Consider the following 22588-nt stretch of genomic DNA (forward strand, 5'->3'; position numbering starts at 1 on the left):
CCGCCGGCTGATCGGCCGGGCCCGCCGCCTGGTGGCCGAGCTCGACCCCGCCGGGGCCGTGCGGCGAGCGAGCAGTGCGGCTCAGGACCGCCATGTCTCCATCCGACCCGCCCCGACACGATGACCTGGGTGAGCGCGCTCCTCCCCGTCGCTCAGGGGGTCGCCCTGCACGCCTCGCTGACGCGTGCCGCCAACGCTGCCCGCGCCGTCGGGGACTCCCGGACGAAGGGCCAACTGATGGCCGACACCCTCGTCCACCGGGTCATCCGCGCCGAGTCGGAGCGGGTCGAAGGTTCGGCCGTGCCGGACCGAGGGCCGAGGGTGCCGGTCGGCGTCACCATCACGATCCCCGTCACCACCCTCGCCGGCGGCCTCGATCCCGCCGAGCTCCACGCAGACGGCGTCCCGCCCGAGGTCCTCCCGGCCGAGATGGCCCGCCACCTGATCGCAGCCGGCCTCGATGACCCGGCCAGTGCGGCCCACTGCTGGTTCCGCAGGCTCTTCGTCGACCCCGGTGGTCGGCTGATCGCGATGACCACCCGGTCCCGCGATTTCCCGGCCGGACTCGCTGGCTTCCTCGCCCAGCGGGGTGGCGGGATCTGCGCCACCCCGTGGTGCGACGCCCCGGTCCGCCACACCGACCACATCGTCCCCGCCGACGACGGCGGCACGACCGACGCCCGCAATGGTCAGGGTCTCTGCGAGGCCTGCAACCACGCGAAGCAGGCGCCGGGCTGGCATCAGCGGCAACGACCGGATCGGGCCGTCGAGACCGTCACCCCGACCGGGCACCGCTACAGATCACGAGCACCTGCGCCACCCGGCTGGCACGAACCCCGCTACCTCCTGACCCGACCGGGCGTCTACACCCTCACCGCGTGACCGAGCAGCTCGAGGGCGACCGAGAGCGCGATCGTGGCGGGTTCCTTCCCGGTGACCGCGGGGTCCCCGATCGGGGTCCGCACCCGGGCGATGGCCGCCTCGTCGTGGCCGAGCTCCGCGAGGCGCCCACGGAACCGGGCCCACTTCGCGCTGGAGCCGATCAGGCCGATGCTGCCCGGCGTCCCCGAGCGCAGCAGCGCATCGAGCAGCGCCAGGTCCTCGGCGTGATCGTGGGTCAGCACCAGGCAGTCGACACCGGCCGGCAGCGCGGCGATCGCCAGCTCGGGGAGGACCGGCTCCCGGTGCACCCGGACCAGCGACGGACCGCTCTCCAGCAGCTCCAGTCGGGACGGCTCCAACTGGTCGTCCCGGGAGTCGACCAGGTGCAGCTCCACCTCGTGCCGGCTCAGCAACAGCGCGATCTCGAGTCCGACGTGCCCCATCCCGAAGACGGCGTAGGCGGGCCGGACCGGGACCGGCTCCAGCAGCAGGGTCACCTCGCCGCCGCAGCACTGCACGCCGTGCTCCCCGACCACCCGGTCGGTCAGTGCGGTGGTCTCCAGCGACGGCGCGGCCGCCGCATCGGTCAGCAGCGCGCGGGCGCGGGCGATCGCCGCCTCCTCGAGGTTGCCGCCACCGACGCTTCCCCAGGCCGCCGCGGCGGTCACCACCAGCTTCGCGCCGGCGTCCCGCGGCGCGTGCCCGCGGACCGAGGCGACGGTGACCAGCACCGCCGGCTCGCGCTGTTCGCGGCAACGGGTCAGCGCGGTGAGCCAGTCCATCAGGACCCGCCCCTGGCCCGCTGCAACGCCCACCAGACCGCCTCGGGCGTCGCCGGGGAGTCCAGCTGCACGGCGGCCCCGCCGGGACCGAAGGCGGCGACCGCGTCCCGCAGCGCCTCCCGCACGCAGAACGCGAGCATCAGCGGCGGCTCGCCGACCGCCTTCGACCCGTAGACGACGCCGTCCTCGCCGGCCCGCTCCAGCAGCGAGACCCGGAAGTCCGCGGGCATCTCCGAGAGGCTCGGCAGCTTGTACGTCGACGCCCCCGCGGTCGCGAGCCGGCCACGGCCCGGTCCGTCGGAGGTGTCCCAGCGCAGGTCCTCGAGGGTGAGCCAACCCAGGCCCTGCACGAAGCCGCCCTCGATCTGCCCGAGGTCGACCAGCGGGGAGAGGCTGTCGCCCACGTCGTGGACGATGTCGACCCGGTCGACGGTGTAGGCGCCGGTGAAGCCGTCGACGGTGACCTCGGCCGCGGCGACACCGTAGGCGAAGTACTTGAACGGCTCGCCGGTCATCGTGGTGGGGTCCCAGCTGAGCCCCTCGGTCCGGTAGAAGCCGGCCGCCCACAGCTGGACCCGGTCCAGGTAGGCGGCCTTGACCACCTCGTCCCAGGTGGCGTTCCCACCCAGGCGCGTCCGCACCGGCGCCAGCCGCGCCAGGATCTGCTCGCAGGCGTCCTTGACCGCGGCGCCGTTGAGGTCGGCGCCCGAGCTGGCGGCGGTCGCCGAGGTGTTGGGCACCTTGTCGGTGCGCGTCGGTGCCAGCCGCACCCGCGGCAACGGCACCCCGAGCGCCGTCGCGGCGACCTGCAGCATCTTGGTGTGCAGCCCCTGACCCATCTCGGTGCCGCCGTGGTTGATCAGCACCGAGCCGTCCTTGTAGACGTGGACCAGCGCGCCGGCCTGGTTGAAGGCGGTGAAGTTGAACGAGATACCGAACTTCACCGGGGTGATCGCCAGCCCGCGCTTGGCGTGCGGGGTCTCGGCGTTGCTCGCCGCGATCCGGTCCCTGCGCGCGGCCAGGTCGCCGCCCTCGACCACCTGCCGCCACGCCCGGTCGAGCCGCGACGCGTGGCGCACCGGCTGACCGTAGGGCGTGGGCTGGTCGTCGGCGTAGAAGTTGCGCCGCCGCAGCTCGGCCGGGTCGATGCCGAGCTCGGGAGCACACCGCCCGAGCAGGTCCTCGATCACCAGCATCCCCTGCGGTCCGCCGAAGCCGCGGAACGCCGTCTGCGAGGTCTTGTTGGTCCGCGCGACGCGACCGTCCACCCGCACGTGCGGCAGGTAGTAGGCGTTGTCGATGTGGCACAGCGCCCGGGAGAGCACCGGTTCGGAGAGGTCGAGGCTCCACCCGCCGTCCGAGATGAGCGTCGCGTCCAGCGCGGTGATCCGGCCGTCGCGGTCGAAGCCGACCCGCCAGCCGGCGTGGAAACCGTGACGCTTGCCGGTCAGCGCCATGTCCTGGGCGCGGGTGAGCCGGACCCGGACCGGTCGTCCGGTCAGCGTGGCGCCGAGCGCGGCGACCGCCGCGAACCCGTGCGGCTGCATCTCCTTGCCGCCGAAGCCGCCACCCATCCGCAGGCACTGGACGGTCACCTGGTGACTGTCCAGGCCGAGCACGTGGGCGACGATCTCCTGGGTCTCCGTGGGGTGCTGCGTCGAGCACTGGACGAAGACCTGACCGTCGTCGTCGACGCTGGCCAGCGAGGCGTGCGTCTCCAGGTAGAAGTGCTCCTGGCCGGCGATCTCGGTGACGCCGCTGAAGGTGTGCGCGGCCTCGGCGAGTCCGACCGCGACGTCCCCACGCTCCAGGTGCAGGTGCGCACCCTGGTAGGCGCCCTGCTCGATCGCCTCGGCCACGGTGAGCACCGCGGGCAGCAGCTCCACGTCCACCTCGACGGCGCTCGCTCCGAGCCGCGCCGACTCCAGGTCCTCGGCCAGCACCCAGGCGACCGCATGCCCGTGGAACATCACCTCGGTCGGGAAGAGCGGCTCGTCGTGCCGGGTGCCGGCGTCGTTCACCCCGGGCACGTCGTCCCCGGTGAGCACCCGCACCACCCCCGGTACGTCGAGTGCCGGCTTGGTGTCCAACCGGGTGACCAACCCGTGCGGGGTGCTCGTGGTGACCGGGTGCGCGTGCAGCACCCCGTGGGTGCGCTGGGCCACGTCGTCGGTGTAGAGCGCCCGGCCGGTCACGTGCAGCGCCGCCGACTCGTGGGCCCGGCCGGTGCCGACCTCGGCCCCGTCGGGACGGTGGAACAGCGGGGTGCTCATGCCGCCCCCTGCCCCCGCGGCCCGGCGCCGGGCCCGGCGGCCCGGGTCGCGTGCTGCAGTCGCAGCAGCGACTGACCGAGCATCGCGCTGCGGTAGGCGGCACTGGCCCGGTGGTCGTCCATCGGGGTGCCCTCGGCGGCGAGCACGGCGGCCACCGGGGCGAGCGCGTCCGGCTCCCAGGCCCGGCCCAGCAGTGCCTCCTCGGTGGCCCGGGCCCGCAGCGGGGTGGCGGCGACGCCGCCGAGCCCGATCGCGGCGCGGGTGACCACGCCGTCGGCCACCTCCAGCGACCACGCCACCGCGACCGAGGAGATGTCGTCGAAGCGACGCTTGGCGATCTTGTGGAAGGCGGTGACCGTGCCGGCGCCGGCCGGGACCCGCGGGAGCCGGATCCGGACGACGAGCTCACCGGGTCGTCGTACGGTCTCGCGGTAGCCGGTGAAGTAGTCGACCAGCGGCACCTCGCGCTCGACGACGGTCCCGGCGTCCGCGGAGGCCAGCACGAGCACCGCGTCGAGGGCGAGCAGCGCCGGCGGCAGGTCCCCGATCGGTGAGGCGGTGCCGATGTTGCCGCCGATGGTGGCGGCGTTGCGGATCAGCCGGGAGGCGAACTGGGCGAACACCTCGTCGAGCAGCGGCAGCCGCCCGGCGAGCCTGCGCTCCACCTCGGTGAGGGTGAGCCCGGCGCCGATCTCGACCTCGGCGTCACCGACGTCGAGGGTGCGCAGTTCGGCGAGCCGGTCGATCGCGACGAGCAGGTCCGAGCGGGCGCCGCCCAGGTTGGACTCCACCCCCAGGTCGGTGGCTCCGGCGACCGCCCGGGCGCCCGGCTCGGCGAGCGCCGCCAGCGCCTCGGCGAGGTCGTCCGGACGGAGGAAGCCCCGTGCCCGGCCGGTGGTCGGTGCCGGCGGGGGCGCGCCGCAGCGTCGGGCGAGCGGGTCCTCGGCCGCCGGCGCCGTCAGCGCCTCGGCGGCCTCCAGGATCGGTCGGTAGCCGGTGCAGCGGCACAGGTTGCCGCTCAGCGCGTGCGGGTCGAACCCGGCACGCCCGGGGCGGTAGTACTCGGCCGCCATCGAGCAGACGAAGCCCGGCGTGCAGTAGCCGCACTGGGAGCCGCCGCGCTCGGCCAGCTCGCGCTGCACCGGGTGCAGGTCGGTCGGCGTGCCCAGTCCCTCGGCGGTGCGGACCTCCTGGCCGGCGAGCGCCGCGGCCGGGAGCAGGCAGGCATTGGTCGCGGTCCACTCGGTGGTCCCGGTCTCTTCGCCGCCACCCTCGCCGTCCGCGGCCGGCCGGGCGAGCAGCACCGAGCAGGCGCCGCACTCCCCCTCCGCACACCCCTCCTTGGCACCGGTCAGACCGGTGCCGCGCAGCCAGTCCAGCGCGGTGAGCGGCGGCGCCGCACCCGTCAGCGGGCGCGCGACACCGTTGAGGGTGACGAGGGGCTCTTCCACTCATTCACCGTACGCCCGGCCGATCGCCCCGGACGGTCGAAACCGACTCCCTGGCACGCGATTTCACGAGACTGCAACAGGCCGAAACAAGCGTTTCACGCCCCGGCCCCGCCGGCACCGGATTTAACGCCCGCGACACCGACAGCGCGGCACCGTGAAACGCCGCTCTCCTAGCGTCCCCGCTCAGCAACAGCAGTTGCACTCGGGGACCCACGGATTCGAACCAGGAGACTTCATGACCCACTCGCCTGCCCGTCCTCGCACGCCCCGCGCCCTGCGGAACGCCGGCGCCGCCGCTCTCGCCGGCGCCCTCGTCCTCGGCCTGGCGGCGTGCGGCTCGGACGACTCCGAGGCCGCGTCGGGCGAGGACGGCGACCACGGCTCGATCTCGGTCCAGTACTCCTGGATCAAGAACGAGGAGTTCGCCGGCGAGTTCTACGCCTACGACAAGGGCTACTACGACGAGGCCGGCTTCAGCGACGTCAACGGGATCTCCGGCCCCGACACCGGCGTCGCCAAGCTGCTCTCCGACGAGGTCCAGGTGGCGCTCAGCGACGCCGCCTCGGTGGGTGCAGCGGTGGCCAACGAGGACGCCCCGCTGAAGATCGTCGGCGCCACGTTCCAGAAGAACCCGTTCACCATCCTCTCCCTCGCCGACGGTGCGGACATCGCGACGCCGCAGGACCTGGTCGGCAAGAAGATCGGCGTCCAGGACTCCAACGCCAGCGTCTTCGAGGCGATCCTCAACGCCAACGGCATCGACAAGGACCAGGTCGAGGTCGTTCCCGTCGACTTCGACCCGACCCCGCTGATGAAGGGCGAGGTCGACGGCTTCATGGCGTACCTGACCAACGAGGCGATCACCGTCGAGCAGCAGGGCTACGAGGTCACCAACCTGCCCTACGCGGAGAACGGCGTCCCCTACGTGGCCGAGACGTTCACCGTCACCGACCAGTACCTGGCCGAGAACGCCGACGCGATCGAGGACTTCCTGATCGCCGAGATCAAGGGCTGGAGCCACACCTTCACCGAGGACGTCCAGACCACGGTCGACCTGGTCACCAAGCACTACAACGAGGCGGCCTCGGACAACGCCGAGGGCCTGGAAGCGGTCTTCGGAGCGCTCGACCCGAAGAAGACCAAGCTCGGCCTGGAGGCGCAGGCCCAGCTGATCTCCACCCCCGACACCGAGGCCAACGGCCTCTTCACGATCACCGACGAGCTGCAGCAGCAGACCGTCGACTCCCTGGCCGCCGCCGGGTGGGACGTCGCGGTCGAGGACCTCTTCGACACCTCGATCATCGACAAGATCTACGAGGAGAACCCGGACCTCGTCGACTACCTCTCCTGAGGGGCCGGCGCGGACCGCACCCTGTGATGAGCACTGCAACCAGCACCGGCACCAGCACCGGCACCGGCATCGGGATCACCGGACTGACCAAGACGTTCCCGGTGGGCCGCGGCCGCACGGTGACCGCACTGCAGGACACCGAGCTGCACACCGAGAAGGGCTCGTTCCTGGCCCTGCTCGGCCCCTCGGGGTGCGGCAAGTCCACGATCCTGCGGATCCTGGCCGACCTGGAGCGTCCCAGCTCCGGTGAGGTGTACGTCGACGGCCACACGCCGCACGAGCTGCGCCGGGCCAGCGAGCTCGGGATCGCCTTCCAGGACCACGCGCTGCTGCCCTGGCGCACCGTCCGCAAGAACATCCGGCTGCCCTTCGAGGTGGCCGGCCGGAAGGTGGACGAGGCCTATGTCGACGAGCTGATCGAGCTGGTCGGGCTGAGCGGTTTCGAGAGGTCCCGGCCGGCGCAGCTCTCCGGCGGGATGCGGCAGCGCGTCTCGATCGCCCGTGCGCTGGCGCTGAAGCCCTCGGTGCTGCTGCTCGACGAGCCGTTCGGTGCGCTGGACGACATGACCCGGCAGAACCTGAACCTGGAGCTGCTGCGGATCTGGACCGAGAAGCCGGCGACCACGCTGCTGGTCACCCACGGGATCGCCGAGGCGATCTTCCTCTCCGACCAGGTCGCGGTGATGTCGCCGCGGCCGGGTCGGGTGAAGGCGGTCATCGACGTCGACCTGCCCCGCCCGCGGACCCCGGAGATGATGCGCACGCCCGAGTTCCACGCGCTGGTCGACCGGGCCTCGGACCTGCTCTTCGGCAGCGACGGGCGCGCCGAGGCCGAGTCGTGAGGGGACCCGCAGGGACGGGCGGGCGGCGGCTGCCCGGCTGGGCCGCCAGCCTGCTCGGCGCGGTGGTCCTGGTCGCCGCGTGGTGGGTCTTCTCGGTGGTGGCGTTCCGCCCCGACCCCGGGACGACGTACGACCCGGTCCCCTCGCCGTGGGCGGTCTTCTCGCAGATCCTGGACGACGGGCTGGCCGCCTACTGGGAGTTCTTCTCGGTCACCGTGCACGAGGCGCTGCTCGGCTTCGCCTGGGGCAACGGGCTGGCGCTGCTGCTGGCCGCGACCGTGCTGCTGGTGCCGCGCATCGAGCCGATCGTGGTCCAGGTCGCGGTGGTCACCTACTGCCTGCCGCTGGTCGCCGTCGGCGGCATCGCGATCGTCGCGATCGGTGGGGCGGAGTCGCCGGGCGAGCCCAGCAAGACGGCGATCTTCCTGGCCGCCCTGTCGGTCTTCTTCACCACCGTGGTCGGGGCGCTGCTCGGCTTCAAGGCGGCGGACCGGGCCTCGCTCGACGTGGTCCGGGTCTACGGCGGCTCGCGGCTCACCCAGCTGCGCAAGGTACGCCTGGTCGCTGCGTTGCCCGCGATCCTGAACGCCCTGCAGATCGCGGTGCCCACCGCGCTGCTCGGCGCCGTGCTCGGTGAGTACATGGGCGCCACCGACCGCAGCGTCGGCATCACCCTGATCCGACTGCAGGGCCAGCTCGACTCGACCCGCGTGTGGGCAGTCTTCCTGCTCTGCGCCGTGGTCGCACTGATCGGGTACGCCGTCGTCGGGCTGCTCTCCCGCCTCGTGACGCCGTGGGTGTCGGGCCGGGGGCGGACCGCATGAGCGTGCTGCGGGCACTGGCCCGGTCCCTGGTCAACGCGGCGCTGACGGTGCTGATCGTGCTCGGACTCTGGCAGGCGGTGGTCAGCTTCAGCGGGGTCTCGCCGTACGTCGCGAAGGGCCCGGCCGACGTCTACCGCTACCTCTTCGTCGACGAGCCCGGCGCGAGCGAGGGCAACCTGGCCGCCGACCACCGCGCCGAGCTCCTCCCGCTCGTCACCCAGACCCTGCAGGACGCCGCGCTCGGCTTCGTGGTCGGGATGAGCGTGGCGGTGCTGCTCGCCGTGCTGTTCAGCCTCTCCAAGACGGTGGAGGCCGGCGTGATGCCGCTGGCGCTGCTGCTGCGCAGCGTGCCGCTGGTCTCGATCGCGCCGGTGATCATCTTGATGACCGGCCGCGGCACCACCGCCTCGGTGGCGGTGATCGGCTCCATCGTGGTGCTCTTCCCGGCGCTGGCCTCGGCACTCTTCGGGCTCAGCAGGGCCAGCCACGAGAGCCTGGACCTGGTCCGGGTCTACGGCGGCGGCAACCTGACCGCGCTGCGCAAGGTCGCCGTCCCCGGCGCGATGCCGTCGCTGCTGGCGGCCGCCCGGGTCTCGGTGCCCGGAGCGGTCACCGGAGCCCTGCTCGCCGAGTGGCTCTCCACCGGCGAGGGGATCGGCGGGATGGTGGTGAAGTTCAGCGCGGCGGCGAAGTTCAACGACCTGTGGGCGTCGGTGGCGGTGATCACCGTGCTCACCCTGCTCCTCTACAACCTGGTCCAGCTGGTCGAGAACGTGGTGCTGGCCCGGTCCGGGATGACGCCCGCGGAGTGAGGTCTGACATCCTGGGGAGGGTGGGTCCCGAGGTCTGGTACGTCAGCTACGGCTCGAACCTGTGCCGTGACCGGCTCGCCGCCTACCTGCTCGGGGGCCGTCCGCCGGGCGCCCGACGGTCCTACGTCGGCGCGCGGCGCAAGGCGATGCCGGTCGAGGACGCCGCGGTGGACCTGCCCGGACGGCTCTACTTCGCCGGGGCCTCCTCGGTGTGGGGCGGTGGCGTGGCCTTCTACGACCACGACACCCCCGGCCCCACCGCGGCCCGGGCCTACCGGATCACCGTGGAGCAGTTCGCCGACGTGGCGGCCCAGGAGATGTTCCGGGTCCCCGAGCCGGGCGACCCGATCGAGGAGGTGCTGCTCGCCGGCCTCGTCGACGGACTCGTGGACGGCCGCCACGAGGTCGGGCCCGGGCACTACGAGACCCTGATCGAGGTCGGCCGGCGCGACGGCCTGCCGATGCTGACCTTCACCGCGCCGCACGGCTACGACGCCGTCGCGCACACGCCACCGGCGCCGGCGTACCGGGCGATGCTGGCGCAGGGACTGCGGGAGTCGCGGCAGTGGAGCGAGCAGCGGATCGCGTCGTACCTCGACGAACGCCAGCCGGCCCACTGATCAATGCGGCAGTGGCATCCCGGTCGCCCCGACCACGTAGTCGACCAGCCGCCGCACCTCGCGCTCGTCCGGGCCGCCCCGGCCCGACCAGGTCACCGGGCGCAGCGCACGGTCGTGCCAGAAGTGCCCGGGCCCGCTCTCGGGCCGGGTGGCGATCAGCCAGACGGCGGTGTCGACGCCGTCGGCGGCGCTGCGCAGCAGCGGGCGGGTGAGCCGCTCGAACCGCGGGAGGTTCTGCTGCACCCCGGGGGTGCCGGCCCACCCGGGGTGCATGCTCTCCACCCGGATGCCGTCGTCGGCGACCGCGCCCGCCCACTGCTGGGCCATCACCACCTGCATCCGCTTCGTGCGAGCGTAGGCCTGCACGCCGTCATAGCTGCCGTTGCGGTACTCGATGTCGTCGGCGTCATCGGCGTGCAGCCGGGCGCCGTACATCCCGCCGGAGCTCATCCACACCACGCTGGCGCCGCCCTCGGCCCCGGCGGCGCGGAGACGGTCCAGCAGCAGCCCGGTCATCAGGTGCGGACCGAGCACGTGGACCGCGAGGGTGAGCTCGTGGTCCTGGGCGGTGGTGACCCGCTCGTCGCCGGTCATCGTGCCGGCGTTGTGCAGCACGCCGTGCAGCGCCGGCACCCGTCCGGCGAAGTCGGCCGCCCAGCGTCGTACGTCGTCGAGGTCGCCGACGTCGCAGATCTCGCCGACGACCTTGGCACCGGGCGAGGCGGCGACCGCCTCCCCCACCGTGCGGTCGACCTTGGCCGGGTCCCGGCCCAGCACGAAGACCTGGGCGCCCAGCTCCAGCAGGCCGTGGACGGCCGCGGTGCCGAGCCCGGACGTGGCGCCGGTGACCAGGATCCGCTTTCCGGCCAGCGCCATCGGCGGTGGGTCGGCCGGCCACCAGCGCGACCGCACCGCACTCCCGATGCGGGTGTATCCGAGCACCACGCTGCGATCCAGCGCTCCATCGACAGCCCGAGCGAACCGGCCGGCCTCTCCCATGGCCTCAGGCTAGCCCTGCGCTCCTACGTCGGCTGGTGATTCGCCAGCTGGAAGCTCATCAGCCGGGTGCAGAGGTGCTCAGGCAGCTCGGCGTCGTAGGGCAGCTTGATGAAGCCCTCCCCCGCCTCGTAGCCCGCGGCGAGCACCTCGTCGCGCAGCGGCGCGAACTCCTCGGGCGTGGTACGCAGCGAGCAGTGCGCCTTGAAGGACTGCATCATCCACAGCCGTACGCCGTCCTTGGCGTAGGCGGGGTTGTTCCAGGCCAGCTTCTCCTCGATGCCGGGATCCGCGGCCAGGCTCAGCTCGCGCAGCCGCTCCATGTGCGGCCGGGCGACCTCGGCGAGGCGGTCGTAGTAGTCGTCGACGTCGACGCGCTTGGGCATGGGCATGCCCCGAGCCTAGAGAAGCCGCGCTCCTAGCGGCGGACGTGCGGTGAGATCAGGGCCGTGCGCACCGAGATCCCGATCTCCCGGTTCCGCAGGGTGGCGATCCGCCGGCCCGGCTGGACGGCGTCCTTGACCGGTCCGAGCGCGTCGCCGAGGCGGGCCGCCGCAGCGTCGATGTCGGCGACGACGTGGGTCACGCCCCACAGCCGCGACGGCTCGTCGGAGGTCCCACCGGGCGGGCCGACCACCTCGAGGATCACCTCACTCAACCGGTAGAACACCTGCCGGACCGGCTCCCCACTGAGCATGCCGTCACGTTCGCGCCGCGCCTCGAGTCCGATCGTGCGCAGCGCCGCCGCGGTGCGGGCGAGGTCGGGGGTGGTCAGCACCAGGTGGTCGATGTGGGTGACGCCGTTGGGGTGGGTGGCCGGTGTCGCGGGCGCCGCCGCCGACGTACCGGTCGCGATGCCGTCGAGCACGCCATCGAGCACGCCATCGAGCAGGCCATCGAGCTCGCGACCCAGTACGCCGTCGGGCGTGCCGCGCAGCGACCAGCCGACGATCCCGCGGCCGGCGTCGGGACCGACCAGACGGATCCGCACCGTGCCGACCCGGCACACGCCGTCGTCGTCGACGGCGAACCCGGCGCCCCGCCACGCCTCCGGGTTGTCGGCGACCTGCAACTCGTCGATGGTGATGCCCACCCGGGCACTGTAGAGAGTGCCGGTGGAACGCCGACCGGGGCCTCCGTCAGGACCCGGTGGGTGTTGTCTCGGTGCGTGGTTCCTTGATGAGCAGCGCGCAGACTGCTCCGGCTACGAGCACCACCGGCATGATCCATAGGGCTGAGCGATAGTCGGCGAGATCTGGTGACGCGGGCAGCAGCTTGCCGGGGACCGCCTCGAGCACGCCTCCGATGATGAAGCAGATGCCGTTCACGATGGCTGAGGCCGAACCGATCATCGCGGGGGTCACGGACTCGCCGGCGATCGTGAAGCCCAGCATGTGGGTGCCGGCGAAGAGCCCGACGGCGAGCATCACCACCGCACTGGCTCCGACGCCGTTGGCTGGGCCGTAGATGAACAGCGCCACCGCCACCGCCTGCAGGAGGATGCCCACTACGGCGGGCCACTTGCGGCTGTGCCAGCGATCCGAGACCACGTTGACCAGGGGTGCCCCGAAGGCGAGCCCGAGCCAGGCCAGGGCGGAGAGGGTGGCGGCGAAGCCCGCGGTGGCGCCGCGCGCCTCCTGGACCCGCGGACCCCACAGGACACCGACCGCGAGCATGGTTCCGAACGAGGCGCCGGCGAAGAGTGCGGACAGGACGACCTGGCGGTTGCCGAAGCACGCGCCGAGGTCGTGGAAGATCTCGACGAACACGTTCTTGCCCTCGTGGGCAGCCTTGACAGCCGCCGCCTCCTCCGGCGTCGCGACAGGGTTTCGCACGACCAGCACGAAGGCGATCGTGAGCAGCACGCCGAACGCACCGAACCCGGCCAGCAACTGCTCCCAGGACATGTGCTTCAACATGGCCGAGATCGCCGGTTGACTGACTGCGGAGCCGAGCGAGGCGAACATCTGCACGAGCCCGAACATCAACCCGTACTTGGCCCCGTCGAACCACTTGCCGCCGATGTAGCCGGCGCCGACGAAGCCGAACGAGGACCCGACCGCCAGGACGATCTGTGCCAGCACCAGCGTCGTGAAGCTGGTGGTGCCGGCGTAGAGGAACGCGCCGGCCGTGACCAGAGCGACGGCGATCGCCATCAGTGGGCGGGTGCCATACCGGTCGAGGAGGGATCCGGAGAAGAACTGCACCAAGGCGAACGCCCAGGTGTAGATGCTCGCGGCCAGGCTGACCTGGGTGAGGGTCAGGTTCGCGTCGTGCTGGATGTCGGGCGACACGATGCCGTAGCCGGTCTGGATGGCGAAGAGCCAGACGACGAAGATCGTCGCCAGGAGCCAGATCGTCCATGCCTCCGGACCGCCGAGGTGCGAGCGCTCCTTCTCCCCGCCGCTCCTGCGGTGGAACATCCCAGTGGTGGCGTGGTGGTATGCCGCGTGTCCGCTGGACATCACATGGCTCCGTTCTGTGCGGATGGCCGCAGGTATGCCGGCTTGCCGGCGACGTAGGTAGCTGCGACCGCGCGGTCGTCGGCCATGATGGAGAGGACGAACATCAGTTCCTCGGTGCTCTCGGCGCGTTCACTTCGGTACGCCAGCAGCGGGGTCGCCTTCGGGTCGAGGACCACGAAGTCGGCCTCCTTGCCCACCTCGAGCGACCCGATCTTGTCGGCGAGGTCGAGAGCCTCGGCACCGCCGAGGGTGGCGAGGTAGAACGTCTTGATCGAGTTCATCGGATACACGTTGAGCTCGGCGACCTTGTACGCCTCGTTCATCGTCTGAAGGATCGAGAAACTGGTGCCGGCACCGATGTCGGTGCCCAGCCCCACGTGCATCGGTCGCTTCGGATCCTTGGCGTCGTGGATGTGGAACAGTCCGCTCCCGAGGAACAGGTTCGACGTCGGACAGTGGGAGACCGCGGAACCGGTCTCGTGGACACGGCCGCGCTCCCTTGCGGTGAGGTGCACGCCGTGGGCCAGGACCGAGCGCCGGCCGAGCAGGCCGAAGTGGTCATAGACGTCCAGGTAGCCGGCACGCTCGGGGAACAGCGACTTGACCCAGGCGATCTCGCCGGTGTTCTCCGAGACGTGGGTGTGCACGAAGGTCCCCGGGCTCTCCTTCCACAGCACTCCCGCGGCTTCGAGCTGTTCAGGAGTGCTGGTCGGTGCGAATCGAGGAGTGATGGCGTACTGGTTGCGACCGCGGTCGTGCCACTTCGCGATCAACGCCTTGGAGTCCTCGTACGACGAGGTGGCGGTGTCGAGCAGGGCGTCGGGAGCGTTGCGATCCATCATCACCTTGCCGCCGACCATGCGGGTGCCGCGTCGCTCTGACTCCTCGAAGAAGGCGTCGACGGACGAGGGATACATCGCACAGAAGGTGACCGCGGTCGTGGTGCCGTTCGCCAACAGCTGGTCGAAGTAGATCTTGGCGACCGCATCGGCGTGCGCCTTGTCGGCGAACCGCTGCTCTTCGATGAACGTGTAGTGGTTCAGCCAGTCGATCAGCTGCGAACCGAACGCGCCGATGATGCCGGTCTGGACGTAGTGGATGTGAGTGTCGATGAAACCCGCGCAGATCAACGCGTCCGGGTGGTGCGTGACCTCGACCCCGTCCGGGAGTTGGCCCTTGACCTCGTCGTATGGCCCGAAGGCAGTGATCACTCCGCCTTCGCTGATGATCAGCGCATCCTCGACATCGACGAATGCATCGTCATCGAAGAACGGGTCACCCCGATAGCTGATCGCATGCCCGCGCACCGCACTCATTTCGCCAGCCATCGTGACCCTTTCGTTATGTCGACGCGAGCACGCTAGCGGACAAACCGCCCCTACCCGCCCGACTCGCCATCAGCTGAGCAGACCGCCGATTCCCTGGCCGAGGCTCGAGAGCGCGAGGACGCCGAGCAGGACGGTCATGATCGCGCTGTTGTGGTCCTGCATGAAGGTCTTGAGCGCGTTGAGCGGGGCTGCCATCGCCTGCCCGCCCACGAGGAACGCGATCACGGGACCGGCGACGAGTGCGCTGGCGATGACGACGAAGACGACGACACAGGTGATCGTCTGGGCCGAGCCCAGCTCGTTGGAGGCGATGGCCACCGCACCGGAGACCGCGAGCGCTAGGTTCTTCGGGTTGAGCCCGGACAGGGCCGCACCCAGGCCCAACGCGACGAGGGGTGAGACCTTGTCCAGGGTCGCCATCCACTTCGGGGCTCGACCGGTTGGCCCGGTCGTGGCCGCTTGCGCCAGGTGTTGATCGCCAGCACCAGGAAGAGGGCGCCGAGGACGAGCTTGATCCAGTACGCCACGTCGGAGCCACTGGTCGTGTCGACGCCGTCAGGTCCGGCGATCGCGAGCACGACCAGCAGGACCGCGAGGATGCCGAGGATCCACCCTGCAGCGAATGCGGGCGCGGTCCGGCGGGCCCGTTGCGACAGCAGCATGAGCACGGTGGCGATGATCGGGATCGGGCTGATCGCCACCCCGAAGGCGGCCGGCAGCACGTCGCCGAGTGCAGCCGAGAGGTCGGAGGTCATGCCGTCGGCGTCGGCGCCAAGGGGCAGCGCGCTCGGGTCGACGAACTGGGACGCGGCAGTGGGCTGCGGGGGGCGGCGAGGGGGTCGTAGGGGTGCAGCGGGTCGGCTGCTGGGGTGCGTAGAACATGGGGCGTCGCTCCCTCCGCCGACCGCCGAGCGCGGGCCGGGCGGTCGAACGCTATCGCCTGGAAACGTGCGGCGGTAGAGGTGGGCGTCACAGCCGCGAGTGATGTACCAGCGACTCCTCACATGGGTGGCAGTGGCGGTTCGGCGCGGGGAGCACCTCCACGGCCCGGGAACCCCCGCATGGCCGGATCGATGACGGAGATCGCGGCCGCCTGGGAGGACGGAGCGGTACGTTGTGCAGGTGACCGTGCCCGCTTGCACCCGTAGCAGTCAGGCCGGCTGCGGCCGGGCGTGGGTGCGATGCCTACCCTGACGATCGCCGCCGGCACCGGGCTGGCTGCGGCCGGCCTGGTCCTTGCCGTCTACGGGTCGGGCGTCGGACAAGGTGCGTCTGAACAGAGGATCGTCACCGGCATCAACCCGGTCACGCAGCCTGTGCGCCTGGGCGGGGACCTGCACCCCGCGAACGTCGGGTTCCTCGTGTTCTCCGAGGGCGACGTCGTGCTCGGGGCGAACGAGACCGAAGGAAGCATCGCCACGGGCGGCAACCTGGTCATCCGTGCCACCAACTATCAGGTCGCCGCCGGTTCGCCGCCACCGCCGACGTTCAAAGGCGATGGCGACACGGGCTACACCTACCTGTTCGCCCGCGGCGGCGTCACCTGGGAGAACCCGGGCTCGCTGGTCCGGGTCGAGAACCAGGGGTTCACCAAGATCGGCGACACCTCCACGTACGACGCGTTCAACCGTGACTCGAACAACGCCACCCAGCCATACCGCATCGTGAAGAAGGGAGCACCCTACGAGAATCAGCCGCTGATCGAGGGCCGCTCCCGCGCCCAGACCCCGGAGTCCATCGGCGCCCCGGTGGACCGAAGCGTCCTGGACTTCGGAGTCGCGTTCGCCGCCTACCGACAGACCTCGAACGGGCTCGGCCAGTGCGAGAACACCGTCACCCTGCGCAACGCGAACGGCGACGACCTGGCCCGGCCCGTGACCGGCGGGCAGTCCTACATCACTCTCGAGTCGGGCCGGACGAACGTCTTGAACCTAGCCGCTGCTGAGTTGGCCGGGTTGGCTGAGATCACCTTCCGGACCAAGCCCACGTCCTCCACGCCCTTGGTCGTGAATGTCTCTGGCGCCAGTTTCGTCGGACGGATCCCGAACATGGCCGGCGTCGGTGGTAGCGACGCGCCGTACATCCTGTGGAACTTCCCGGACGCAACGACCGTGCGCATCACCAGCGGCGCGACGCTGGAAGGCACCCTCTTCGCCCCCAACGCCGCCGTGGCGTGGGAGGCGGACCAGAACATCGAAGGCAATGTCATCGCAGCCAGCTTCACCCACGTCGGCGGTGGAGGCTCGGAGGTCCACGGGTTCCCGTTCGACACCGAGGTCAGCTGTGCGCCCCCAGTCGACACCTCACCGATCGACGAACCATCACCGACTGATCCGGCGACGACCGACGAACCGACGCCGGACACCACCAGCCCCACCGACGAACCCACGCCGGACACCACCAGCCCCACCGACGAACCGACGCCGGACACCACCAGCCCCACCGACCAGCCCACGCCGGACACCACCAGCCCCACCGACCAGCCCACGCCGGACACCACCAGCCCCACCGACCAGCCCACGCCGGACACCACCAGCCCCACCGACCAGCCCACGCCGGACACCACCAGCCCCACCGACCAGCCCACGCCGGACACCACCAGCCCCACCGACCAGCCCACGCCGGACACCACCAGCCCCACCGGGGAGACCTCCCCGACCGGGACGACGACCGCGACGGCGCCGGCCCCCACGGTCGCAACCTCCTCGACCGCGGCCGGCGGGACGGCGGCGTCCGTCGGTCCCGGCGCCGAACCGACCGGGGTGGCCGCAGGGGCTCCTTCGTCGGGTCTGCCGAACACCGGCGGGACTCATGTGCGGACCCTCCTCGCTGGGGTCGCCCTGCTGTTGGCCGGGGCCGGAGCCCTCGGTTGGGAGTGGTGGTCGCGGCGCCGCGGCGCCACGAAGCCCCCCGCCGACAGCTGAGACCAGCCCGTCGGCTCGGCGCGGACACCTCGGCCGGAGACGGTCGCGCTTGACTCACCGTTTTCCTAGAGATCGGGGGGCCGCACCCCACTACACTCCGAAGCGACCATCGGCTCGACTCGAGGAGTGACCAGACAGTGGGCATTGCGAACAACATCCAGCGCGGCGCGCTTCCCATCCCCGATCTGGCCTACACGGGCACGGTGACCTACGACGCGACCGACCCGGACACGTCGTTCCCGAAGATCGAGCGTCTGCTTCCGCCCGACGGCGCCCCGAACGTTCTCGTCGTCCTGATCGACGACGTCGGTTTCGGCGCATCGAGCGCCTTCGGCGGCCCGGTGCAGACCCCGAACTTCGAGCGGGTTGCCGCTGCGGGACTGAAGTACACCCGCTTCCACACCACCGCGCTGTGCTCGCCGACGCGCGCCGCCCTGCTCTCGGGGCGCAACCACCACACGGTCGGGATGGGCGGCATCACCGAGATCGCGACCAGCGCCCCGGGCTACAGCTCGCTGCGACCCAACAGTTGCGCACCGCTGGCCGAGACGCTCAAGCTCAACGGCTACAGCACCGCACAGTTCGGCAAGTGCCACGAGGTCCCGGTGTGGCAGGCCAGCTCTGTCGGACCGTTCGACGGCTGGCCGAGCCCCGGCAACGGCTTCGAGTACTTCTACGGCTTCATCGGCGGTGAGACCAACCAGTGGTACCCGGCGATCTACGAGAACACGGTGCCGGTCGAGCCCTGGGGAACGCCCGAAGAGGGCTACCACTTCATGGACGACATGACGGACAAGGCGATCGGCTGGACCCGCCAGCAGAAGAGCATCGCTCCCGACAAGCCGTTCTTCACCTACTTCGCCCCCGGCGCCACGCACGCTCCGCACCACGTGCCGACCGAGTGGGCCGACAAGTACGCCGGTCAGTTCGACCAGGGGTGGGACGAGCTCCGCAAGGAGACTTTCGCCCGTCAGAAGGAGCTCGGGGTCATTCCGTCCGACGCTGTGCTCACCGAACGGAGCCCAGGCATCCCGGCTTGGGATGAGATGAGCGAGGCCCTGAAGCCGGCGCTGAGCCGCCAGATGGAGGTGTATGCCGGCTTCCTGGCCTACGCCGACCACCACGTCGGTCGGCTCCTCGACTCCATCGAGGAGCTCGGCGCTCTCGACAACACGCTGGTCTACGTGATCATCGGCGACAACGGCGCCAGCGCCGAGGGCTCGATGCACGGGACCACCAACGAGGGCTTCACGATCAACCACATGAACGAGATCGAGGACGAGGCGTACGTCGCGTCGCACATCGACGACCTCGGCACTCCCTCGTCGTACAACCACTACGCCGTGGGTTGGGCGCACGCGATGGACACGCCGTACCAGTGGACCAAGCAGGTCGCGTCGCACTGGGGTGGCACCCGCAACGGCACCATCGTCAGCTGGCCGGCGGGGATCGAGGCCAGGGGTGAGATCCGCAACCAGTTCGCGCACGTCATCGACGTGGCGCCGACCGTGCTCGAAGCGGCAGGCATCCCCGAGCCGACCACCGTCCACGGTGTCACCCAGCGCCCCTACGAGGGCACGGCGATGAACTACTCGTTCAACGACGCGGCCGCCGACGAGCAGCACGTCACGCAGTACTTCGAGATGGTCGGGAACCGAGCGATCTACCACAAGGGCTGGACCGCGGTCGCCAAGCACAAGGACCCCTGGCTGGGCTCATCGCACGGCCTCGACGAAGACGTGTGGGAGCTCTACAACATCGAGGAGGACTGGACCCAGTCCCACGACCTCGCCGCCCAGGAACCGGAGCGGCTCGCGCACCTTCAACAGCTGTTCCTCATCCAGGCGGCCCGCTTCAACGTCCTGCCGCTGGACATCCGCACCGCCGAGCGCTTCAACCCCGACATGGCCGGCCGTCCCGCCCTGATCACCGCGGACACGCAGACGTTCTACCCGGGCATGCGGCGACTGAGCGAGAACTCCACGATCAACATCAAGAACAAGTCGTGGACGGTCGCGGCATCGGCGGGGGTCCCGGACGGCGACCCGCTCTCCGGAGTGGTGATCGCCCAGGGCGGCGCGTATGGCGGCTGGAGCTTCTATGCGCACGAGGGCAGGCTGAAGTTCGCCTACAACCTGCTGGGCATCGACGTCGACATCGTCTCCTCCGACAGCCCCGTGCCGGCCGGGGAGCACGAGCTGCGAGCGCACTTCGCCTACGACGGCGGCGGCGTCGGGAAGGGCGGCATCGTGAGTCTCTTCGTCGACGACGACAAGATCGGTGAGGGCCGCATCGACAAGACCATCCCGTTCCAGTTCACCTTCGACGAGACCGTCGATGTCGGTTGCGACCTCGCCTCACCGGTCTCGCCCGACTACGGCCCGAAGGGCAACGAGTTCAGCGGTGAGCTGAAGAAGGTCCTCATCTCGCTCGGAGACGACGACCACAGCCACCTGATCGACCCGGAGCACCACTACCAGGTCGCGATGCTCAAGCAGTAGGAGCGGGATCTCCCTGTGCCGACGTGGTTGTGTCCGACGCTGACGCCGTACCGTCGTGAGTGGCTGAAGTACGACGTCGTGGCGGGTGTCGCAGCTGGCACCGTGGTGGTGCCGCAGGCGATGGCCTACGCGTCGATCGCCGGCCTGCCGGTCGAGGTCGGCCTCTACACGTGCATGCTTCCGGTCCTCGTCTACGCCCTGCTCGGTGGTTCGCGGACGCTGAGTCTCTCGACGACCTCGACGATCGCGATCCTGACGGCGACCACCCTCGGTGGGCTGTCCCCCGGACGGACGCTCGACGACACGATGAGGGCGGCCTTCACGCTGACTCTGCTGGTCGGGGCAGCACTGTTGTTGATGCGGCTGTTCCGCCTCGGCTCGCTGGTCGAGCAGATCAGTCCGGCCACGATGACCGGGGTGAAGACCGGTGTGGGACTGACGGTTGCGGTGACCCAGCTGCCGACGCTCCTGGGCGTCTCCGGCGACTCCGACGGCGATGGGTTCCTGGGCGCGCTCGGCGACACTCTCTCGAAGCTCGGAGACGTCAGCCTCGTCACCGCGGTGGTGTCCGCGGCCGCCATCACGGCACTCCTGGTCCTGCGTCGTGTCGCCCCGCGACTCCCAGCTCCGCTCATCGTGGTGGGAGCGGGTATCGGTCTCGTCGCACTGACCGGGGTGGAAGACAGGGGGTTGGCGCTGATCGACCCTGTGCCGAGCGGTCTCCCCACACCGACCCTGCCGCTCTGGCATGACGTCACCACGCTCATGCCGGCCGCCGTTGCGATCGCCCTGATGGCCTTCATGGAGACCGTGCTCGTCGCTCGCGCACAGCGTCAGCGTTCCGAACCGCCCATCGACGCCGACCAGGAGCTTCTCGCCAACGGCATCGCCGCCCTCGCCGGTGGACTCTCGCAATGCCTTCCGCCGGCCGGCGGATTCTCGCAGAGCGCGGTCAACCAGCGCTCCGGCGCACGCACCCAGGTCGCCGGTGCAACAACGGCCGTGCTCGCCGTCCTGGTTGCCCTCTTGCTGGCACCGATCCTCGACGACCTGCCCCAGGCGATCCTCGCTGCGATGGTCATGGTCGCAGTCCTGGGACTGATCACCCCGTCGGAGTTCGTGCGACTGCTCCGCGTGGACAGGGCAGAGTTCTGGGTCGCAGTCGTGACCGCGGTGATCGGCCTGACCGCCGGCCTGCTCCTCGCTGTCGCAGTCGGCGTACTGCTGACGCTCGTCCTGGTGCTTCGAGCCTTCAGCGAGAGCCGGGTGCGGCCGCTCTACCCGCGCACCGGCGGCGGGTGGTCGACCAACCCACCCGAGATCATCGACGACCACGAGGCGATGGATGATCTCGTCCTGCTCCACTTGGACGGCTCGCTCTACACCGGCAGCGCGCGCCCCACCCAGGACGCCGTCCTCGCGGCCGCCTTCACCGAACCGCGCCCACGCGCCCTGATTCTCGAGTGCTCCGCGGCGCGGCGCACCTCCATACCCTTCCTCGACGTCCTGGAAGGACTCGACGCAGACCTCGGCCAGGAAGGAATCACAATGTTCGTCACCTCCATGCCCCACTCGGCGCTCGAGGTCGCGCGACGCTCAGAGTGGTTCGCCGACTTCGAGGCACGCGGTCACGTGCTCGCCACCGTGGACGGCGCCATCGCAGCCGCCGACGCCGCGTCGCCGAGCGGCTCACCTCCTCAATAGACCCACCGCGCGACACTGCTGGCCTGGGCCTTCATTCGCAGATCGGCGCCCCACCACCTCGCCGCGGCGCACAACGCGGGCCATCGAACCAGCCGGTTGCAGAGACTGACGTCATGAAGATCGAGCGCATCGTGCCGAGCTGTCCAGGATGTCGCGAATGACCTCTGGGTTGACTCGGAAGTACTCGTGGACAACTGTCGTCGCGAGCATCAGCGGTCGGCGCGGTCATGACGACCAGTGTCGTGAGAAGTCGGGGCAGTCCCGCCCGTGATGCTCCGACCTGCGCAGACGCAACGATTCACACGTCGAAGCGGAACGATCACGCAGGGTATCGGTGGTTGTTGGCCAACGCCGGTGGCAGATGGAACCGCTTGAGCAGCATCCGACGGTAGGGCTCGAACAAGAAGGCGCCCGACTCGGGGAACATCCCGATGCGCTCGATCTGTTTCGTCGAGTCGCACTTCGAATCTGCCGGGCAGCGCCGGATCGAACTGTTCGTAGTGGTCGTAGATGGCCGCGATGTCATCTTCCACCGCAGGGTGGAAGACCAGAGAGCGGCGGATCACGCCCTACGCGCAGCCAGTCGAGCCTTGAGTTCGTCCCAGGTCAGCCCGATCGATGGGTCCGCCCGCAGCTCGGCCGCCCGCGACCGGATCATCGTCCTCTGCTCCTCGGTGACCTCGATGGGCACCGACTCCACCGTGCTCTCGATGTACGCCACGAGCTCCAAGCGCTCATCGAGGCTCATGGCCTCGATGGCTGACTGCAGAGCGGGGTTCACCATGGATTCAGGGTACCCGGCAACTGCGACATCATCGCCGCCATCGGCCCCA

General features: G+C 70.5%; 18 protein-coding genes and 1 pseudogene. 9 read left to right on the top strand and 10 right to left on the bottom strand.

The window, feature by feature from the left end; all coding sequences use genetic code 11:
- Nucleotides 1-129 precede the first annotated feature (129 nt).
- A complete protein-coding gene (locus FIV43_RS11875) occupies nucleotides 130-882 on the top strand; it encodes an HNH endonuclease (RefSeq protein WP_141014301.1) in 753 nt (250 codons plus the stop codon).
- Here FIV43_RS11875 and xdhC read toward each other — a convergent pair.
- The 3 genes from xdhC to FIV43_RS11890 are packed head-to-tail and all read right to left on the bottom strand — an operon-like array spanning nucleotide 864 to nucleotide 5388.
- A complete protein-coding gene (gene xdhC / locus FIV43_RS11880) occupies nucleotides 864-1697 on the bottom strand; it encodes a xanthine dehydrogenase accessory protein XdhC (protein WP_231123128.1) in 834 nt (277 codons plus the stop codon). The two genes, FIV43_RS11875 and xdhC, sit on opposite strands and share 19 nt — an antisense overlap.
- A complete protein-coding gene (xdhB, locus tag FIV43_RS11885) occupies nucleotides 1664-3937 on the bottom strand; it encodes a xanthine dehydrogenase molybdopterin binding subunit (protein ID WP_141014302.1) in 2274 nt (757 codons plus the stop codon). The genes xdhC and xdhB overlap by 34 nt, the downstream gene beginning before the upstream one ends.
- On the bottom strand, nucleotides 3934-5388 hold the full coding sequence (locus tag FIV43_RS11890; RefSeq protein ID WP_141014303.1) for an FAD binding domain-containing protein: 1455 nt from the start codon (nucleotides 5386-5388) through the stop codon (nucleotides 3934-3936). The genes xdhB and FIV43_RS11890 overlap by 4 nt, the downstream gene beginning before the upstream one ends.
- Nucleotides 5389-5623: 235 nt before the next feature.
- Between FIV43_RS11890 and FIV43_RS11895 the strand changes: the two genes are divergently transcribed.
- Genes FIV43_RS11895 through FIV43_RS11915 form a run of 5 tightly spaced genes read left to right on the top strand, consistent with a single transcriptional unit; the run spans nucleotide 5624 to nucleotide 9837 of the window.
- Nucleotides 5624-6739, top strand: coding sequence for an ABC transporter substrate-binding protein (locus FIV43_RS11895; RefSeq protein ID WP_141014304.1), 1116 nt, complete (start codon nucleotides 5624-5626; stop codon nucleotides 6737-6739).
- Between the two features lie 26 nt (nucleotides 6740-6765).
- Nucleotides 6766-7581: an ABC transporter ATP-binding protein gene (locus FIV43_RS11900; RefSeq protein ID WP_141014305.1), complete on the top strand. Its 816-nt coding sequence runs from the start codon at nucleotides 6766-6768 to the stop codon at nucleotides 7579-7581.
- A complete protein-coding gene (locus FIV43_RS11905) occupies nucleotides 7578-8405 on the top strand; it encodes an ABC transporter permease (protein WP_141014306.1) in 828 nt (275 codons plus the stop codon). The genes FIV43_RS11900 and FIV43_RS11905 overlap by 4 nt, the downstream gene beginning before the upstream one ends.
- On the top strand, nucleotides 8402-9217 hold the full coding sequence (locus tag FIV43_RS11910; RefSeq protein ID WP_141014307.1) for an ABC transporter permease: 816 nt from the start codon (nucleotides 8402-8404) through the stop codon (nucleotides 9215-9217). Before FIV43_RS11905 ends, FIV43_RS11910 begins: the two co-directional genes overlap by 4 nt.
- Before the next feature lie 20 nt (nucleotides 9218-9237).
- Entirely contained in the window at nucleotides 9238-9837 is a 600-nt protein-coding gene (locus tag FIV43_RS11915) for a histone deacetylase (RefSeq protein WP_141014308.1), read from the top strand.
- Here the strand turns inward: FIV43_RS11915 and FIV43_RS11920 are convergent, their stop codons facing one another.
- The 6 genes and pseudogenes from FIV43_RS11920 to FIV43_RS23820 form a co-directional block, all read right to left on the bottom strand.
- Nucleotides 9838-10782 (bottom strand): SDR family NAD(P)-dependent oxidoreductase, encoded by a 945-nt coding sequence (locus tag FIV43_RS11920; RefSeq protein WP_196780771.1) that lies wholly within the window; start codon nucleotides 10780-10782, stop codon nucleotides 9838-9840.
- A gap of 77 nt (nucleotides 10783-10859) precedes the next feature.
- Nucleotides 10860-11225 carry an iron chaperone gene (locus FIV43_RS11925; RefSeq protein ID WP_141014310.1) on the bottom strand — a complete coding sequence of 122 codons (366 nt, stop codon included), beginning with the start codon at nucleotides 11223-11225 and terminating at the stop codon, nucleotides 10860-10862.
- A gap of 26 nt (nucleotides 11226-11251) precedes the next feature.
- Entirely contained in the window at nucleotides 11252-11926 is a 675-nt protein-coding gene (locus FIV43_RS11930) for a glyoxalase (protein WP_141014311.1), read from the bottom strand.
- 46 nt (nucleotides 11927-11972) lie between these two features.
- Nucleotides 11973-13298 carry an MFS transporter gene (locus FIV43_RS11935; protein WP_141014312.1) on the bottom strand — a complete coding sequence of 442 codons (1326 nt, stop codon included), beginning with the start codon at nucleotides 13296-13298 and terminating at the stop codon, nucleotides 11973-11975.
- Nucleotides 13298-14614, bottom strand: a complete 1317-nt coding sequence (gene guaD, locus FIV43_RS11940; protein ID WP_196780772.1) for a guanine deaminase — start codon at nucleotides 14612-14614, stop codon at nucleotides 13298-13300. The genes FIV43_RS11935 and guaD overlap by 1 nt, the downstream gene beginning before the upstream one ends.
- Before the next feature lie 81 nt (nucleotides 14615-14695).
- Nucleotides 14696-15381 (bottom strand): annotated as a pseudogene (locus tag FIV43_RS23820) (GAP family protein).
- Between the two features lie 426 nt (nucleotides 15382-15807).
- Here FIV43_RS23820 and FIV43_RS11955 point away from each other — a divergent pair.
- From FIV43_RS11955 to FIV43_RS11965, 3 genes are all read left to right on the top strand, one after another.
- On the top strand, nucleotides 15808-17550 hold the full coding sequence (locus FIV43_RS11955; RefSeq protein ID WP_141014316.1) for a collagen-binding domain-containing protein: 1743 nt from the start codon (nucleotides 15808-15810) through the stop codon (nucleotides 17548-17550).
- A 137-nt stretch (nucleotides 17551-17687) separates the two neighbouring features.
- Complete coding sequence (locus tag FIV43_RS11960; protein WP_231123131.1) at nucleotides 17688-20051, top strand: arylsulfatase; 2364 nt, start codon at nucleotides 17688-17690, stop codon at nucleotides 20049-20051.
- 15 nt (nucleotides 20052-20066) lie between these two features.
- The gene (locus tag FIV43_RS11965) at nucleotides 20067-21755 is read left to right on the top strand and encodes a SulP family inorganic anion transporter (protein WP_141014317.1); all 1689 of its coding nucleotides are present in this window, start codon (nucleotides 20067-20069) and stop codon (nucleotides 21753-21755) included.
- Nucleotides 21756-22317: 562 nt separating this feature from the next.
- Here FIV43_RS11965 and FIV43_RS11970 read toward each other — a convergent pair.
- Nucleotides 22318-22539 carry an addiction module protein gene (locus tag FIV43_RS11970; protein WP_141014318.1) on the bottom strand — a complete coding sequence of 74 codons (222 nt, stop codon included), beginning with the start codon at nucleotides 22537-22539 and terminating at the stop codon, nucleotides 22318-22320.
- Between the last annotated feature and the right edge of the window lie 49 nt (nucleotides 22540-22588).

Origin of the sequence: Nocardioides sambongensis, assembly GCF_006494815.1 — a bacterium.
GTDB lineage: Bacteria > Actinomycetota > Actinomycetes > Propionibacteriales > Nocardioidaceae > Nocardioides > Nocardioides sambongensis.

What these genes read in the sequence shown, in the direction of transcription:
- xdhB (WP_141014302.1), bottom strand. Translation starts at nt 3,937, where the DNA reads ATGAGCACCCCGCTGTTCCACCGTCCCGACGGGGCCGAGGTCGGCACC.
- FIV43_RS11955 (WP_141014316.1), top strand. Translation starts at nt 15,808, where the DNA reads ATGCCTACCCTGACGATCGCCGCCGGCACCGGGCTGGCTGCGGCCGGC.
- FIV43_RS11925 (WP_141014310.1), bottom strand. Translation starts at nt 11,225, where the DNA reads ATGCCCATGCCCAAGCGCGTCGACGTCGACGACTACTACGACCGCCTC.
- FIV43_RS11900 (WP_141014305.1), top strand. Translation starts at nt 6,766, where the DNA reads ATGAGCACTGCAACCAGCACCGGCACCAGCACCGGCACCGGCATCGGG.
- guaD (WP_196780772.1), bottom strand. Translation starts at nt 14,614, where the DNA reads ATGAGTGCGGTGCGCGGGCATGCGATCAGCTATCGGGGTGACCCGTTC.
- FIV43_RS11935 (WP_141014312.1), bottom strand. Translation starts at nt 13,298, where the DNA reads ATGTCCAGCGGACACGCGGCATACCACCACGCCACCACTGGGATGTTC.
- FIV43_RS11895 (WP_141014304.1), top strand. Translation starts at nt 5,624, where the DNA reads ATGACCCACTCGCCTGCCCGTCCTCGCACGCCCCGCGCCCTGCGGAAC.
- FIV43_RS11970 (WP_141014318.1), bottom strand. Translation starts at nt 22,539, where the DNA reads ATGGTGAACCCCGCTCTGCAGTCAGCCATCGAGGCCATGAGCCTCGAT.
- FIV43_RS11910 (WP_141014307.1), top strand. Translation starts at nt 8,402, where the DNA reads ATGAGCGTGCTGCGGGCACTGGCCCGGTCCCTGGTCAACGCGGCGCTG.